Source organism: Pedobacter sp. FW305-3-2-15-E-R2A2 (assembly GCF_038446955.1).
GTDB lineage: Bacteria > Bacteroidota > Bacteroidia > Sphingobacteriales > Sphingobacteriaceae > Pedobacter.
This window is the reverse complement of record NZ_CP151803.1, coordinates 1,037,615-1,054,539: the sequence shown is the minus strand read 5'-3', so window position 1 is coordinate 1,054,539 and position 16,925 is coordinate 1,037,615. Positions and strand designations below refer to the sequence as shown.

Genomic DNA, 16,925 nt, shown 5'->3' with positions numbered 1-16,925 from the left:
GTACTAGATGAGTCTAAATTTAGTCATACGGGGTTTGGTTTAGGTTAAGTTGAATTAGTTATTTTCTTAAGAACCTCCTCTAAAAAACTATTTGGTCGAATAGCTGGTTATATTTTAGAAGCGGGTTCAACATCTAATTTATTGTTAATCGAACGTCATTTAACAAAATTTAACAACACAAACGTTTGCATTACGTCATTATTAACACTATAGGCACAGTAAAGAGAGGAGTTACAATAAATCAAAAAGAAAAGCATCCATCAAAAATCGCAAAAAAAAATCCTACAGAAATAACACCTGCATTCTGCAAATACCATTCAAAAAAAACACCACACCAATGTTACACAAACGATTGTTTTCTATAAAAAACGAAGTTTGACTCCATAAATCGATGGAAATCATTTTCTCAGTGCCCAAAGTGTATTCCCCGGGAAAATCACCCAATCTCTTTACTGATAGCCCTGGAAACAGGCCAAAACACGCAAAAATCAATTCAAATCATATCATCCCCGGAATCCTCATTATTTCATTTCTTTATAAGTAAGGGATGAACAGCAACGCAGAAAATCCAGCGCTTCAATCCAACCGCGTAGAAATTAGATAAATACGGGAAAGCCCTTCATTTCTCAGTTTGAAATACTATTTTTGAACAAAATGTATGTAATCAAAGTAAAAGGCATTGCCAAAATCCCTGACTATGTGCAGTTGAGGGATGATAAGTTCACTTTACTCGCCTATTTCAGGGTCGATAGACCTGATAAATCCCTGGATAAATTAGGTTTAGGTGATAAATTGCCCTATATAATGAGTTTTGTTAATGATTTGCCTTTCGGACAAATTGCTAAATTAGATATTTAAACATGGCAGAAAACGCAGTTATAAATTTAAAGAAAGTAGATGTATTCCAGCAAAAGCACCTGGTCTTATCTAATGTAAATCTGAATGTGGATAAAGGAGAGTTTGTTTTTCTAATCGGTCAGACGGGATCTGGTAAAAGTAGTTTACTTAAGATCATTTACGGAGACCTGCATATTGGAAACGGCGACGGACAGATTGCAGGCTTTGATTTAAAAAATCTGGCGATAAAAGATGTTCCTTATCTGCGAAGAAAACTGGGCATCGTGTTTCAGGATTTTCAATTGCTATCCGATAGAACCGTAGAGAAAAATCTGGAGTTTGTATTGAAAGCTACAGGATGGAAAGATGCAGCTTTAATCCAGGAACGTATTAAAGATGTATTGGAGAAAGTCGGCCTCAGGTCAAAAATCAGAAAAATGCCTCATGAGCTTTCCGGTGGAGAGCAGCAACGTGTGGTAATTGCCCGTGCTTTACTGAACAATCCGGAGATCATCCTTGCGGATGAGCCTACAGGAAACCTGGACCCGGACACTTCCGAAGAAATTGTAATGTTATTAAAACAAATCAGTCAGAGTGGCACAGCTGTGCTAATGGCAACCCACGACTACCATATTATCCGCACTTTCCCATCCAGAATTATCAAGTGCGAGGGCGGTATTGTGCATGAGGATGCACAGATCGTGTAAGTCTTTATCCTGACAAAAATATTCTTAATCAGCCATTCTGGTCAGTCTTTCCCATTTAAAGCTGACAGCATGGCTGATATTTTTTATTGGCAAACCTTTTGAGTTCAGATCCAAAAATTCTACTATACCATGTTTAGCAAGAAGAAAAAAAACGACATCGAAGATCCTATTGTGGAAAATACTGCTGATGAGCAGGTAACCAGCGAGCAAGCCGAAGAAAGTGCAGATGCCGCTTTAACTGAAGAAGTTCAACCTGAAATCTCCGTTGAGGAAAAATTACAACAAGAAGTTGCAGCTTTAAATGATAAATACCTGCGCCTGTTTGCAGAGTTTGACAATTATAAACGTCGTACTCAAAAAGAACGCGTAGAACTTTTACAAACTGCAGGTAAAGACGTGATCATTTCTATGCTTCCGGTATTGGATGATTTTGACCGCGCCAATAAGGCAATGGACGGAGCAACGGATATTAATCCAATCCGCGAAGGTATTGCTTTGGTTCACCATAAATTAAAAAGCGTATTAGGACAGAAAGGCCTGAAAGAAATGGAAAGCATCAGCACTCCTTTTGATACAGACCTTCATGAAGCAATAACAAAAATCCCTGCTCCGAATGAGGAAATGAAAGGGAAAGTGATAGACGAATTAGAAAAAGGATACACTTTAAACGACAAGGTGATACGCTTTGCCAAAGTCGTTGTAGGTAGTTAATATTTTATGAGCAAAAGAGATTATTATGATGTGCTTGGTGTATCCAAGAGTTCATCCGCCGAAGAGATAAAGAAGGCTTATCGCAAACTGGCCATCAAGTTTCACCCGGATAAAAATCCGAATGACAAGACGGCTGAGGATAAGTTTAAGGAAGCAGCAGAGGCTTACGAGATTTTAAGTAATCCGGAGAAGAAACAACGTTATGACCATTATGGACATGCCGGTGTTGGTGGTGCTTCAGGTAACGGCGGCGGTTATGGCGGCGGCGGCATGAACATGGAAGATATCTTCAGCCAGTTTGGCGATATCTTTGGTGGCGGCGGCGGCAGTCCATTTGATAGCTTCTTTGGCGGCGGCGGACAGCAATCTCGTGGTGGTGGCAGACGTGTGGCAAAAGGCACAAACCTGCGCATCAAGGTAAAACTTACCCTGGAAGAGATTGCTAACGGCACAGAAAAGAAAATTAAAGTAAACAAACAGATTACCTGTAAAACCTGTGATGGATCAGGTGCTAAAGACCGTAATTCGGTAAGCACCTGTCAGACTTGCGGGGGAAGCGGAGCGGTACGCAGGGTCACCAATACCATATTGGGCCAGATGCAAACCACAGCGACCTGCCCTACCTGTAATGGAAGTGGTTCACAAATTACCTCTAAATGTACTTCTTGTCATGGTGAAGGCATCGTTCGCGGTGAAGAAACCATTACCATCAACATCCCTGCGGGTGTAAGTGATGGCATGCAACTGAGCATGAGCGGAAAAGGTAATGCAGCCCCTAACGGAGGTATCCCGGGAGATCTGATCATTCTGATCGAAGAAGTAGCCCACGAAACCCTGAAACGCGAAGGAAACAATGTGGTTTATGACCTTCATGTATCTATTATCGATGCAGCTTTGGGTTATAGCGCAGAAGTACCTACCATCGATGGGAAAGCGAAAATCAAAATCGAACCAGGTACCCAAAGTGGCAAATTGTTGCGTTTGAAAGGTAAAGGCCTTCCTGAAATCAATTCTTATCACCGTGGTGATCAGATCATCCACATCAATATCTGGACGCCAAAAGCATTGAGCTCGGAAGAAAGAAGCATGTTGGAGAAATTGAGGGAGTCACCGAATTTCAAACCTCAGCCAGGAAAGAATGACAAAAGCTTCTTTGAGAAGATGAAAGAATATTTCGAGTAAACATCTACTCCTGAAACAGAGAAGGGGCTGTATCATTTTAAAAAAAATGATACAGCCCCTTTTTTATTGGTCTTTTTTGTAACATTTCATCACAAAACGATACTAATTAAATGACTAATAAAACTAATAAATGCTTATAATCAAGAATATTGTTAAACAATACGCGAACCACCGTGCATTGGATGATGTCAGTCTGCAGGTAGAAAAAGGCAAAATCTTCGGGCTTCTGGGGCCTAATGGTGCTGGAAAGACTTCCCTGATCAGGATCATCACCCAAATCACTGCTCCTGATAGTGGCGAGGTATTGTTCAATGGAGAACGGCTCAATGTAGACCACATCTCTCAAATTGGCTATTTGCCCGAAGAAAGAGGCTTATACAAAAAAATGGAAATTGGCGAACAGGTCCTGTACCTGGCCAAACTGAAGGGGTTAAGTACCGCCGAGGCCACCAAAAGAATCCGGTTTTGGTTTGAAAAACTGGAAATGGCTGATTGGTGGAAGAAAAAAGTCGAAGACCTCAGTAAAGGAATGCAGCAAAAAGTCCAGTTTGTGGCTACTGTACTGCATCAACCTGAACTCATTATCCTCGATGAGCCTTTCTCTGGTTTCGATCCGGTAAATGCAGACATCATAAAAAATGAAATTCTGGAATTAAATAAAGCAGGTGCTACCTTCATCTTCTCGACACATAGAATGGAGTCGGTGGAAGAACTGTGTGACAACATTGCCCTCATCCACCGTTCCAAGAAAATCCTGGACGGTCCCGTGAAGGAAATCAGGGAACAATACCGCAACAATACCTTTTGGCTGGAATATGAAGGCGACTATAATACCGAACATTCACAACAGCTCTTCGAAGTGTTACAGGCAGAAACTGTAAACGGAAAAACCATGCTGAAGATCAAGATCCGGGAACAGCAAAACGCCAATCAGGTCTTATCGGCATTACTTCCACACGTATCCATCAATCGCCTGGATGAAGTAATCCCTACCATGAACGATATTTTCATTCAAAAAGTAACCCAAACAGACCAAAAGCCATGAACAAAATCTTACTCATCATACAAAGAGAATACTTATCCAGGGTAAAAAAGAAGTCGTTCATCATCATGACTTTAATTACACCGCTGATCGTTGCCGGTTTTTATGGGCTGATCATTTACTTTTCCATTCAGGGAGTAAAGGGAACCTTTAATAAAGTCGCCGTAGTCAACAACAACAAATCTTTAACGGAGAAACTCCAGCCGACTAAAAATATAGGATACACCTATGTCAATGAATCGCTGGAGGCAATGAAGTCCTCTTTAAAGACAACCAAATACGATTATATTCTTTACCTCCCGGAATTCGACATCAGTTCCCCTAAGGGAATACAATTGATCGGCAGTAAGCAAGCCGGACTTTCCCTCAGCAACCGCGTATCAGGAGATATCGAAGAACTGATCCGCACGCAGAAATTAAAAGCATCAGGCATTTCTCAGACCGACCTGGATGGCTTAAAAACTGATGTGAATATTGACACTAAAAAGATCGGTGAGACGGGAAAAGAAGAAGATTCCAGTGCTGGTGCCAGCACCATTATTGGAACAGCGGCCGGGATATTCATGTTTATGTTCATTCTTTTATACGGCATACAGGTAATGCGTGGTGTCATTGAAGAGAAAACGAGCAGAATCATCGAAGTAATGATCTCTTCGGTAAAGCCTTTCCAGCTGATGATGGGTAAAATCATTGGAATCGCCCTGGTGGGACTAACACAGTTTGTACTCTGGATCGTACTTACCGCTTCCATCTCCACTCTGGCCGTCAGCGCTTTTGTTGGTAAGGATGCCATCGCGCAAAGCACCTCAGTGGCCATAAAAGCCAAAGACGGAACCAGCATCTCTCCTGTCGCAAATAGTCCTGTAGACAGTCCGGTATTGGCCATGCAGAAAAGTCTGGCCAGTTTAGACCTGACGAAAATCATCCTTGTATTTATATTTTTCTTTATCGGCGGATATTTATTTTACAGCGCCCTCTATGCAGCAATTGGTTCTGCGGTAGATTCGGAAACAGAGACCCAGCAGTTTATGATGCCGGTGATGATGCCTTTACTGGTCGGCTACGCCCTTTCTTTAAGCGTAGTGACCAACGATCCATATGGCCCGATTGCTTTTTGGTTGTCCATGATTCCATTTACCTCTCCTATTGCGATGGTAGTCCGGTTACCTTATGGCGTTCCTGACTGGCAATTGGCATTATCTATGCTGATCCTTGTAATCGGATTTATTGGTACGGTTTGGCTGGCCTCAAGAATATACAGGGTTGGTATCCTGATGTACGGTAAAAAAACAAGTCTGAAAGAAATGATTAAATGGTTTACCTATAAAAATTAACCCGAATGAAGGTTGCTGTTATTGACCTTGGAACGAACACTTTCCACCTGATCATTGCTGAACTTACAGCGAATGACATCAGTATTTGCTATAAAACAAACCTTCCCGTAAGACTTGGGGAAGGTAAGATCAATGACAATTTCATTATCCAGGAGGCCTTTGAAAGAGGCCTCCTGGCTTTGGAAAAGTTCAGCCTGCTCATTAAAGAACATGAGGTTGAACTCGTCAAAGCCACCGCAACTTCTGCCATCCGAAGTGCGGAAAACGGAAACAGCTTCATTAAAGCCGCTAAAAATTATGCAGGGATTGATATTGAGGTGATCAGCGGTGATGAGGAAGCGGAATACATCTTTAAAGGAGTCAGGGCTACAGGAGTCGTTGACCAGACCTCCTTAATAATGGATATCGGAGGAGGCAGTACCGAGTTCATCATTTGCGATAAAGAAGCACTCCTCTGGAAGAAAAGTTACAACATAGGCGCTGCACGTTTAATGCAGGCTTTCTTTCATTCTGATCCCATTACCACAACTGATCAAACTGCGGTTATACGTCATTTAGATACGGAATTAAGCGATTTAAAGGAAGTACTGAACTTGTACCGCCCAAAACATTTGATTGGCTCAGCGGGCGCTTTTGAGACTTTTACGGGCATGTTATATCCGGAGTTAAATCTGAAAGAGACCAAACACTATCCGATCGGCATTCCTGCCTATAAAGCCTTATCGGCAACCTTTATTGCGTCCAGTCATGAAGAAAGGGAAAAGATGCCAGGGCTCATCCGGTTAAGGGTAGACATGATTGTCATGGCTGCTATCCTGACAGATTATATCCTCTCTGCAGGAAACATTGAACAACTCAGTTTATCTACTTATGATCTCAAGATGGGCGTACTGGCTGACCTGCAAGATTAAACCATCCAGCTCTGGTCTGCCAAAGCCTTATAGAGCTTTTCTGTAGGCAACCCCATGACATTGGTATAAGAACCAATTATTTTTTGCACTGCGATCAGGCCAATCCAGTCCTGAATTCCATAAGCCCCTGCTTTATCCATCGGTTTATAGTTCGTAATGTAATAACTGATCTGTTCAGGGCTTAAGGTATTGAAAAAAACCTCTGTCGTATCATAGAAGGAACGCATTTTACCATTATGTGTTAAACTTACGCCAGTATACACCTGATGGTTGGTGCCTGATAGCTTGGTCAGCATTTCTGTGGCATGATGTGCGTCTTCCGGTTTACCCAGAATCTCTCCGTTATAGGCCACAATCGTATCTGCGGTAATAATGATTGCTCCTTTGTTGTCTTCATCAAATGCTTTGGCTTTCTTTTCGGCAATGTACACCGCAATTTCAGCCGGAAGAAGCTCCTCTGGATAACTCTCGTCCACTTCTTTTAACACGACTTTAAAATCAAGGTTCATGGCGCTTAACAATTCTTGTCTGCGTGGAGATTTGGAGGCCAGGATAATCGGAAGTCTTTGCTGATACATAGATGAATTTTTGCACAAAAATAACAAAAGCGGCCAAAGGCCGCCCTGTTATTTGTATTAATTGATTTTTATTGGTCTCCTGCGGGTTTCTGGCCATCGCCTCTCCCCCCTCTTTTCATTTTATCTTTACGTTCTGCTTTCCAGGTTTCGTAAGTTTTTTTCTGATCTTCAGTTAGCAATGCATTAATCTTGGCATCAGTTTCCTCAGTCAGTTTCTGCATTTGAGCTCTTCTTGCTTCTTTATCATCTGAGCCAGCTTCACGCGCTTTATTTACCGCATTGGCTTGTTCCAGAAAGATAGCCGTAGCTTTCGTTTTCTGATCCTCATTCAATCCTAACCTCTTGGTCAGGCCTTCCGCATTCTTTTGCGCTCTTTCTTCAGGGGTCCTCATTTTACGGCCGCCATCTTGCTGAGCTTGTGCGAATGTAATTACACTGAATAACAGTCCGCAAATCATCAATAATTTTTTCATAGGATTCTAATATTAAACCGGTTCTATTGTTTTTAAAGATTAGAGGAGCCGGAAGTAATTTAGTTTAACCCCTAAAAAGTAACATGCGTGTTACAAAATAAAATCATATTATTTACCTGAATCTGCGGCAGAAGGATGCTCATCAAACCATTGCTCCTGTACCCGAAGTACTTTTTCGATAATGTCCCTTACTGCAGTTTTACCACCGGTATAAGGGGAAATATATTGAGAAATGGCTTTAATTTCCGGAACAGCATCTGCCGGACAGGTAGGGAGCCCCACCAGTTTCATGACTTTAAGATCAGGGATGTCATCTCCCATGTATAGTACCTGACTTGCCTCCGTCTGGGTTTTCTCCAGGTATTGATGGAAGACCTGTACTTTATCAGAAACGCCCAGAAAGATGGCCTTAATGCCCAAACCTTCAAAGCGTTTTTGCATGGCCTGACCTTTTCCGCCGGAGATGATGCAAACCTGGAATCCACGTTTCACCGCCAGCTGAAGGGCATAACCATCTTTAATATTAAATGTCCGCAAAAACTCCCCCGAATCTGAGGCCAAGATATCACCATTGGTTAATACCCCATCTACATCGAATATTAATGTCGTGATCTCTTTAAGTTTTTGCAGAAACATCAGGTCTAGTCTTGGTTATCTCTCCATTCGTAAACCCAGGCAGACTGAATTTGCTCCAGGTGGCCTTCTGTACTTTCTTCCTTGGTTCCTTTAAAATTAGGCAGGCTTAGCACCCATTCTAATAATTCCGTAAACCTGATACGGTATATTTTGGCTTCATTGAATTCGTCCCCAAATTTCTCATATAACTCCTGAGCGATATCCTCGTGGTCGTTCCAATAAATTGGTAAAGCAAATTTATCTTGCATATTGTTTGTTTGTTAATTAATGGCCTAAAAACTCGGATTGATCCGGGATGGTTACTTCGATATCTCCGCTAATCACTACACACTGGCAACCCAGTCTGGAGGTAATCCTCGGGCGAACTGCGCGGTCAATAAAGTCTTCTTCCTTATCGGAAATTTCCTGAATATCGTCCATTCCTTTAGTCACATATACATGACAAGTACTACAACCGCATACTCCCCCGCAGTTGTGTTGTAATTCTATTCCGTGATCATGGCATACATCAAGAACCGATTCCCCTCCAGCTATTGGAAGTTCTATTGATTCTTTACCCTGCTCTTCAAAATTTATCTTTAATTTAAAAATACTCATAATTAGGTCTCAAAAATAAGCAGCAAAAACCGCAATTACACGATTAATGTGTTTTTTTAATGCTTTTACTCAAAGTTTCATAGATATCCTCTAATTCAGGCATATCTTTCAACAATTCTTTATGTTTTATAATCGTTTGTTCGTCGTTACGAATAGCGGGTCCGGTCTGTACCTCGGCCGGCAAAGCATCCTGAACCTTTACGGCCGTTTCCATAATCAGCGGCCTTAAAATCTCAAAATCAAGGTCGTTCTTTTGCAGGATCTCCTGGCTTAAAGCATAGAGGTGGTTTACAAAGTTACAGGCAAATACTGCCGAGAGGTGCAGAATCCTTCTCTTTTCAGAGTTTACCTCATACACCAGCGGACTCAGCATCCTGGCAATAGATTTTAAAGCATCCAGTGTTTCCTGGTCTTTGGCTTCAATACAAAGTGGCACATGCTTAAAATCCAGCGCTTTTTGCTTAGAGAAGGTTTGTAAAGGATATAAAACCCCAAAGTTCATCCCGCTTTCCGGGAATACCCTGATATCTGTCGCCCCGGAAGTATGAACCACCATTCCTTTCACACCGAATAAAGCTTTGACAACCTCCGGAATGGCATCGTCTTTTACCGCAATAAGGTATAAATCAGCCTCAGGATCAATTTCTTTTAAATCAGAAATCGGTTCCGCTCCGGTTGCCAGCGCCAATTCGGCCGCATGGTCCTGATTTTTACTCCAGATTTGAATCAACTCTGCATCTCCTGCTTTAAAAGCATTTGCAAAATGTGTAGCCACATTCCCCGAACCGATACAAACAATTTTCATCTCTTTTGGCAATGGTAAATTAAACAGATTTAACCTCTTTTTGTCTTCTCAGGATCGAAAGTAAAAATCCAATCACCATGACAATCGTTCCTGCCCAGTATAAATTGATATAAGGAAACTCAATCGCTTTAAATACCACCCAATCTTTTGCCTGTTGCGGTTTTTCAAAAACCTGAAGCTCTACTTTTTGCTGATCAGGGAGCACTTTGGTAAACCTGAATCTCAATCCCAGTTCATCAATGTTCCGTGCAAAATCAAAAGTATTGTTTCCTTTGACCAGGAAGATCGGCTCTGTTTTATACGTCTTTCCGTTAACCACTACTTCTAATGGTAAACCTACGGCAAGATCACCAGGAGCCAATGCCAGGCTTTTCGCCTTCGGCTGATTGTTCAATCCTTTTACTGTAATGATCCCACTGCTGGTATGCAGCGTATCTCCCGTGCTTACCTTTACAATCCTTGGTGCTTTATAGTTTTCTTCCGGATTGGTTTCTTCATGATCCCCGCGGGTTTGTTTTTTATCCGGCGCACTCGTGATGTGCGTATATACATCATAAGTAAGGTAATGTTTGGTATCCGGGGAAGCGATTAAGCCCATTTTCTCATTCGCCTGAACATGAGGGTTCAATTCAAAATCTTCTTTCAGTTTACCCGTTTCCTCATCATAAACCTTAAAGTTTAAGGTAAAGATCGTATTTGGAGCAACGGTCGTATCTCTGGTATAAGTAACCATATACCTGCCCATTTTCTTAGGCTCGTTTTTGTAAAGTACGATGTTTTCACCAGGTTTCTCTGCCTTTTCAAAATCCTTCACCGGAATGAAGTTCGTTGCGTTCAGGGAGATCGGCTTATTCGTTGCGGCGGCAACCAACGCGCCAACCAATAATAAAGCAAATCCCATGTGTGCTACTGCCGCGCCTACCAGTTTACGTTTCCCGCCGAATGCTTGTCCGAGGATTCTTGCATTGGCAAGGATGGCGAACACACAACTGAAGGTCAGCAGGATATACATTAAATTGGTATAGATATTCGTCAGGTAAACAAAGCCTGCGGTAATGACCACTGCAAATAGAATAGAAGCAATCAGACTGCTGTAAAATTTACGGGTATCCGTTCTCTTGTATTTCATGAACTGAGAGAAACCGGAGATAAATGTAACCAGGATAGCAAAAGGTGCCTGCCATTGGTTATAATATTTGATCGCATCAATCGGAGGAGCAAATTTAGTTCCGAATGCAGCATTGAATACCGGTACTGAAGTAGAGAAGATCACCTGGATACAGGCTACTGTAACCACTAACGCACCGATAAACATCCAGAATTCTCTGGAATAAGTTTCTTCGTCTTTATTGGTAATTGGCAATTCTTTCCATCTCGAGACCAACAGGTATACCGGTAAGGCCAGAAATACCACATTGTATAAGACCAGGTGACCAAACATCCCAAGATCTGTGAAAGAGTGCACCGAAGTTTCTCCAAGAATACCGCTTCTCGTCAGGAAGGAAGCGTATAATACCAGTACAAAACTGATGATCACTAAAATAATGGCTGTAAAGAAGGAATGTCCTGTATTTTTGAAGGCGATCATGACATGGACACCTGCAATCAGGGTAAGCCATGGAATGATGGATGCATTTTCTACCGGGTCCCATGCCCAGAAGCCACCGAAATTCAGCGCTTCATAAGCCCAGAACGAGCCCATAATAATTCCCGTTCCCAATATCATCACCGCGAATAGTGCCCATGGCATCGCTGGTTTAACCCATTCTTTATATTTCCTTTGCCATAAACCAGTTACTGCGTATGCAAATGGAACGATCATACTCGCAAATCCAAGGAATAGGGTTGGCGGATGGATCACCATCCAATAGTTTTGCAACAAAGGATTCAAACCACGTCCATCCGTAATGAATTTCAGGTAGTTTTTATAGTTTTCAGCATCCGCAAATACTACCGGAGCCATTTCTTTAAGGTTTACAGCTTCCCTCAGTAGGATAAAAGGGGAGCTTCCGATTCTTTCACCAAAGATTTGTACCCCCAGCAACATAGAAGTCAGGAAGACCTGTGAGAAAGCAACAATCGTCATTACTCCGTTTTCCCAGGTTTTGGCTTTCCAGATTAAAATCGCACCGAGCAAAGCTTGCCAGAACGCCCATAGCCAGAAACTACCCTCCTGTCCTTCCCAAAAAGCAGAAACGATATAATAAACCGGAAGGGCTTTGGAAGAGTGAGAATAAACGTAATAATATTCGTTATTATGATTTAGGATGAGATAAAATAAGGTGATCCCTATGCCCAGGATACTTACCCAGTTTATTAAGAATGAAATCCGTCCTAAGCGGGTCCATGATCGATCTCCAAGGTCTTTATTCTTTGCAGCGAAAAAATAGGCTATCGCTGAGAGTAAAGAAGCGGCAAACGCTAAAACAATAAAGAATTGGCCGATTTTACCGGGCAGGAGGTTCTCTCCAATAAATTGTATATCCATTAAGATTAGTTGTATTTTATTACCTGACCGTCCTCTTTCACCTCTACAAGATCATTGTTGTATTTAGAAGGACATTTCATTAATATTTTTGAAGCATAAAAGGTATTATCTTTCATTTTACCTATTAAAACTAATTTTTCTGAACGTTCGAAATCCTGAGGTTTTGTGCCATTGTAAACCACTTTATTTACAAGGCCTTTTTCATCTTTCATGTAGAAAGCAAAATGATTGGCATCTTTCTGTGCATCATAATACATCCCTTTCGCTTTTTCCCAATACCCCATCACATGGAATTCACGCGGATCCTTTGCAGCTTCGGAGAAAGTAGAATAGCTGCTGGTGTCGGCATTCAGACTAATTAAGAACCCCACACATATCGCTATTGTAATTAAACCAATAATTGCACTTTTTCTCATGATGCTAATAAAAATTTAGAATGATACAAAGATAAAAAATATAAGTACCTAAAGTCTTTTGGGGCCGTGCAAATCACTTTGATGACGATTTATTGATAGTTCTCTGACAAAAACACTAAGATTGAAGCAGTTCCTTCCGGAAAAACAAAATATTTTTATGTTTTCAGGTACTCAGTTTTGATGAATTCCGGCATTTCCCTACGGAGTTTTAGCACTTTTGGCCTGGAGATTTTCCGGATATAGCTATCCCATAAATTACGTTTATAGTAATCCTGGTGTTCCATTTCCGCCGGATAAATGATTTTAAAGGGGATCAACTCGGTAACCACCGGAATATTTCGATAAATTGTGGCTTCCAGCCGATCAATTACCCGCCGAATGGTCCGATATTCTTCCGGCGAACGAAAAAAAGCGATGGAACGATACTCCGTTCCCAGATCAGGCCCTTGTCCATCCACCTGCGTGGGGTCATGTGCATGAAAGAAAGCTTCACAAAGTTGCTCAAAAGAGATGATTTTTGGATCGTAATACACCTGCACAGCCTCTGCATGTCCTGCAGTTTTTGACATCACCTTCGCGTAATCCGGATTTGCAGTTGTTCCTCCGGAGTAACCACTGATCACTTTGTGTACGCCTTTTAACTCAATCATTCCCTCCTGTAATGCCCAGAAACAACCACCGGCAAAGGTAGCAAGTTGCTCTCCCGGTTTCGGAGCTCCGATCACCGCAAAACCATTCTTACTTTCCAGCTGCTGTGCAGCCGGACCTGAACTGCAGGCCAGCAGGAACATCAGCAACAAAACAAAGACGACTTTTGGTATCTGCATCATTAAAAATCCTCCAGATTGATCTATACAAGATACGTGAATCTATGGCAGGAAGATTTGCGGTTAACATAGTATGAAAAAAATATGACACAAAAAAAGAGGGCCGATAAGCAGCCCTCTTTTCGTATGATCATAAGGTATTCCCTATGGCCAGATACCAAGGTTCATATAAGAAATGGCAATTTTGTCGATTGAACCAACAAAAGCAGCAGTCCTTAACGTTTCAATACCAGGTTTAGTCATTAAAGTTTCTCTGATCTCATGGTAAGAGTGGATCATCGTATCTTCCAGTCCCGAGTTCACCAATTCTAACTCTGAAGCGCCTTTAACAATCATTAAGCGGTGTTCTGCAGGAATACTTTTACCGGTAAGGCTTTCCAGGGTATTGATCAGGTTTCTGTTAGAGTTCTCTGCATAACGGTTTTCCATACGGCCAAAAGCTACGTGAGAAAGATTTTTCAACCACTCAAAGTAAGATACGGTTACACCACCTGCATTACAGTACATATCAGGAATGATGATACCACCCATTTCAGTGAAGATTTCTTCTGCTTCCGGAGTACATGGTCCGTTGGCACCTTCCGCGATGATCTTCGCTTTGATATTTCTGATGTTATCTGAAGTGATCTGGTTTTCCAAAGCAGCAGGAACAAGGATATCACATGGTTGTTCCAGACCTTCCATAGAATTTTTAAATTCTGTAGCACCCGGAAAACCTAAGATAGATCCTGTTAATTTACGGTGTGCAAACACCTCATCAATATTTAAACCATCTGCATTATAGATCGCACCTTCAAACTCACAAAGACCTACGATCGTTGCACCGAATTCTGCTAAAAATTTTGCAGAATGGTAACCTACGTTACCTAATCCTTGTACGATGACTCTTTTGTCACCCAAACCAGCTTTAAAGCCAATTTTAGCCATATCTTCTGCTACACTAACGCATTCTCTGATGGCATAAGCCACCCCACGTCCGGTTGCTTCTTTACGTCCACGGATACCGTGTAAGGCAATTGGTTTTCCGGTTACACAACCCAAAGCATCTAACTGACCCGGGTTCATGGTCATATATGTATCAGCGATCCAGCTCATCTCACGTTCACCTGATCCATAATCAGGAGCAGGAACGTCAATACCAGGACCGATAAAATTCTTTTTAATTAATTCTGTCGTATAACGACGGGTGATGTTTTCCAACTCGCCAACCGTATAATTTTTGGTTGTGATTTTAATACCACCTTTAGCACCACCGAAAGGAACGTTGACAATAGCACACTTGTACGTCATTAAAGCCGCCAAAGCCATTACTTCATCTTCATTAACCATTTCGCTATAGCGAATACCACCTTTGGTAGGACTCATGTGATGAGAGTGCTCTACACGCCATGCATCGATAACCTCGAAACCATTTCCTCTACGGATAGGGAACTGAAAACGATAGACACTGTTACAAGCTTTAATTTGGGTTAACAGACCCTCTGGATGGGAAGTAAATTGGGCGGCATTGTCAAAATTCTTGCAGACATCTGCGAAAAAATTTGTGTCGTTTGCTGTATTAGCCATTATTTGTTATTTATGAATTGAATATAAGTTCGTATCCTAATTAGGTGCAAAATTGCATTAAAAAAAACCATTAATGCAAATCCGGAATCACTTAGTGTAACGGAAACACCACATCATAAAACAAGCAAAAACAGGGCCCAAACGATTTAAAATTAGATTTTAGCCGAAGTTTTCTTTTCTATTTTTTTTAATCTTTTTTCTATCGTAAATAGAAACAAAAGCAAGCCCAGTAAGATTACCAGTACACATGCCACCACAACGTATATTTTACCCGATGCATATAGGCTATCCGTAATTGCTGAACCTTGCCCCTGAGCAAACAATTGCATCGTGATCATGAACATTAAAAAGGTTGCTGTAATTTTTTTCATGAGTATCTTTTTTTTCAGTGAATTGAAGCGACCATTAGCTTTGTTTGTTTTTTGTAAACACGCTGCTGATGACGGTTTCATCTAGTATATATTATGTTCAATGGTGAGGAATCCTGTAGGAGATTTTAGGTGCTTCATCTAATATCTTTTTTAGCGATGTTCTTTTTCAAGGGTACGAACGCGGTAAAGGATGGTGTAAATCCAACACCCGATCAGGATCCAGCCCAGACAGGCAGGATAAAAAACCATTCTCATCCGGCTATCCAGATCATAAGCATTAAAACCAGGGTTCCCCCCGTCGCCCGGATGTAGGGAATCAGCCATTCTTGGAAGCACAAAAAGCAACACGACCATGATTGGAAAAGCAAAGATGTTATAGATCGCAGAAATCTTTGCTCGTTTCTGTTCTTCATCAATCGCATTGCGAAGTACGAGGTAAGCAAAATACAACAAAATGGCGATGGCCGCGAAGTTCTGTTTAACATCAAAGCTCCAGGCCTGCCCCCAGGCAAACCTTGCCCAGATCATTCCGGTAGAAAGACCTAAGATACCAAAGATCACCCCCGCGTTAACGCTCTCTACCGCCTTAATGTCATCCTGCGGATTACTGCTGCTCAGGTATTTGACACTATAAAAAACCGAAGTACTAAACAATACAATCATACTGAACCACATCGGAACGTGAAAGTACAGGTTTCTAATGCTTTCGCGTATGATAGGTAAATCAGGTGTTTTAATCAAAAAACCTGCAATTGTTGAATAAGTCACCAACACTGCTCCTAATATTTTCCACCAGCTCTTATACATTGATCTAAAAATTTAATGCTTTCAATTTTAATAAGCGCCAAATGTAAAGAGAAATTTGTCTACTTCTTTATAATTAAGCCAATAAACAGAAGCCCTTTAAAATTCAAACAGACATAAATGACGATGAAATTACCAGATCTATCAGGATTAGCAATTTCTATCCAAGAAAAGATTCGCATTATAAACGAATAAACGTCACAAAAAAGTTGCAAAATTAAATTCCATTGATTTAACTCAATATGAGCCATAAACATACTAATCATGAAAATAGTCACTCATAAATCACTTAAAATATTTTAAAACTATACACACAATGATTATATTAAACTATTAATTACAAAAAACGTACTGATAAAAAATAAACAACCCTGAATATCTTTTAAAGATTTTAACAGCCAGGTCCCTATTTGCTTTTTCTGCCGCAGAATACTTTCAGATGCTAAAATTAATATCACAAGTCTTTTCAATTGTTTATTCAGCTTTTCGACAATAAAAAACTACAGACCAGGCTGCACTCCTGGATAACAAAGCAATACATTAACTAACCAAATTTAATCTTATGTTAAAACTGAAAAACGCTCAATCCCTGAGCAGAACCGACATGAAAAATCTAGTAGGCGGCACAAATGACGATGCT

The 16,925-nt window shown here is 41.1% G+C and carries 19 protein-coding genes; 7 read left to right on the top strand and 12 right to left on the bottom strand.

All coding sequences use genetic code 11. From position 1 onward, the window contains the following. The first annotated feature begins 654 nt into the window (after positions 1-654). The 7 genes from AAFF35_RS04285 (at position 655) to AAFF35_RS04255 (ending at position 6,724) form a co-directional block, all read left to right on the top strand. Positions 655-858 carry a fructose-6-phosphate aldolase gene (locus AAFF35_RS04285; protein ID WP_124579515.1) on the top strand — a complete coding sequence of 68 codons (204 nt, stop codon included), beginning with the start codon at positions 655-657 and terminating at the stop codon, positions 856-858. 2 nt (positions 859-860) lie between these two features. After that, complete coding sequence (locus tag AAFF35_RS04280; RefSeq protein ID WP_074609536.1) at positions 861-1,544, top strand: ATP-binding cassette domain-containing protein; 684 nt, start codon at positions 861-863, stop codon at positions 1,542-1,544. Positions 1,545-1,673: 129 nt separating this feature from the next. Then, positions 1,674-2,255 carry a nucleotide exchange factor GrpE gene (locus AAFF35_RS04275; protein ID WP_342331170.1) on the top strand — a complete coding sequence of 194 codons (582 nt, stop codon included), beginning with the start codon at positions 1,674-1,676 and terminating at the stop codon, positions 2,253-2,255. A 6-nt stretch (positions 2,256-2,261) separates the two neighbouring features. Next, a complete protein-coding gene (gene dnaJ, locus AAFF35_RS04270) occupies positions 2,262-3,437 on the top strand; it encodes a molecular chaperone DnaJ (protein WP_342331169.1) in 1,176 nt (391 codons plus the stop codon). 130 nt (positions 3,438-3,567) lie between these two features. Further along, complete coding sequence (locus tag AAFF35_RS04265) at positions 3,568-4,482, top strand: ATP-binding cassette domain-containing protein (protein WP_342331168.1); 915 nt, start codon at positions 3,568-3,570, stop codon at positions 4,480-4,482. After that, entirely contained in the window at positions 4,479-5,813 is a 1,335-nt protein-coding gene (locus tag AAFF35_RS04260; RefSeq protein WP_342331167.1) for an ABC transporter permease, read from the top strand. The genes AAFF35_RS04265 and AAFF35_RS04260 overlap by 4 nt, the downstream gene beginning before the upstream one ends. 5 nt (positions 5,814-5,818) lie before the next feature. After that, positions 5,819-6,724, top strand: a complete 906-nt coding sequence (locus AAFF35_RS04255; protein WP_342331166.1) for an exopolyphosphatase — start codon at positions 5,819-5,821, stop codon at positions 6,722-6,724. Here AAFF35_RS04255 and AAFF35_RS04250 read toward each other — a convergent pair. The 12 genes from AAFF35_RS04250 to ccsA (AAFF35_RS04195) form a co-directional block, all read right to left on the bottom strand. Continuing rightward, positions 6,721-7,302, bottom strand: coding sequence for a Maf family nucleotide pyrophosphatase (locus AAFF35_RS04250; protein WP_342331165.1), 582 nt, complete (start codon positions 7,300-7,302; stop codon positions 6,721-6,723). The genes AAFF35_RS04255 and AAFF35_RS04250 overlap by 4 nt on opposite strands. Positions 7,303-7,370: 68 nt before the next feature. Continuing rightward, complete coding sequence (locus AAFF35_RS04245; protein WP_342331164.1) at positions 7,371-7,775, bottom strand: hypothetical protein; 405 nt, start codon at positions 7,773-7,775, stop codon at positions 7,371-7,373. Positions 7,776-7,883: 108 nt separating this feature from the next. Continuing rightward, on the bottom strand, positions 7,884-8,411 hold the full coding sequence (locus AAFF35_RS04240; RefSeq protein WP_342331163.1) for an HAD-IIIA family hydrolase: 528 nt from the start codon (positions 8,409-8,411) through the stop codon (positions 7,884-7,886). A 5-nt stretch (positions 8,412-8,416) separates the two neighbouring features. Then, complete coding sequence (gene iscX, locus AAFF35_RS04235) at positions 8,417-8,659, bottom strand: Fe-S cluster assembly protein IscX (RefSeq protein ID WP_073230390.1); 243 nt, start codon at positions 8,657-8,659, stop codon at positions 8,417-8,419. 16 nt (positions 8,660-8,675) lie between these two features. Then, positions 8,676-9,008 (bottom strand): 2Fe-2S iron-sulfur cluster-binding protein, encoded by a 333-nt coding sequence (locus tag AAFF35_RS04230; RefSeq protein WP_074609516.1) that lies wholly within the window; start codon positions 9,006-9,008, stop codon positions 8,676-8,678. Between the two features lie 43 nt (positions 9,009-9,051). Then, positions 9,052-9,813 carry a Rossmann-like and DUF2520 domain-containing protein gene (locus AAFF35_RS04225; protein WP_342331162.1) on the bottom strand — a complete coding sequence of 254 codons (762 nt, stop codon included), beginning with the start codon at positions 9,811-9,813 and terminating at the stop codon, positions 9,052-9,054. Between the two features lie 19 nt (positions 9,814-9,832). Continuing rightward, positions 9,833-12,301, bottom strand: coding sequence for a cytochrome c biogenesis protein CcsA (ccsA, locus tag AAFF35_RS04220; RefSeq protein WP_342331161.1), 2,469 nt, complete (start codon positions 12,299-12,301; stop codon positions 9,833-9,835). Between the two features lie 5 nt (positions 12,302-12,306). Next, complete coding sequence (locus AAFF35_RS04215; protein WP_074609509.1) at positions 12,307-12,717, bottom strand: cytochrome c maturation protein CcmE; 411 nt, start codon at positions 12,715-12,717, stop codon at positions 12,307-12,309. Between the two features lie 155 nt (positions 12,718-12,872). Continuing rightward, positions 12,873-13,547 (bottom strand): peptide-methionine (S)-S-oxide reductase MsrA, encoded by a 675-nt coding sequence (gene msrA / locus AAFF35_RS04210; protein WP_342331160.1) that lies wholly within the window; start codon positions 13,545-13,547, stop codon positions 12,873-12,875. Between the two features lie 141 nt (positions 13,548-13,688). Further along, on the bottom strand, positions 13,689-15,110 hold the full coding sequence (locus AAFF35_RS04205; RefSeq protein WP_342331159.1) for a Glu/Leu/Phe/Val dehydrogenase: 1,422 nt from the start codon (positions 15,108-15,110) through the stop codon (positions 13,689-13,691). Between the two features lie 152 nt (positions 15,111-15,262). Next, positions 15,263-15,481 carry a CcmD family protein gene (locus AAFF35_RS04200; RefSeq protein ID WP_124579544.1) on the bottom strand — a complete coding sequence of 73 codons (219 nt, stop codon included), beginning with the start codon at positions 15,479-15,481 and terminating at the stop codon, positions 15,263-15,265. A 150-nt stretch (positions 15,482-15,631) separates the two neighbouring features. After that, positions 15,632-16,288: a cytochrome c biogenesis protein CcsA gene (gene ccsA / locus AAFF35_RS04195; protein ID WP_342331158.1), complete on the bottom strand. Its 657-nt coding sequence runs from the start codon at positions 16,286-16,288 to the stop codon at positions 15,632-15,634. Between the last annotated feature and the right edge of the window lie 637 nt (positions 16,289-16,925).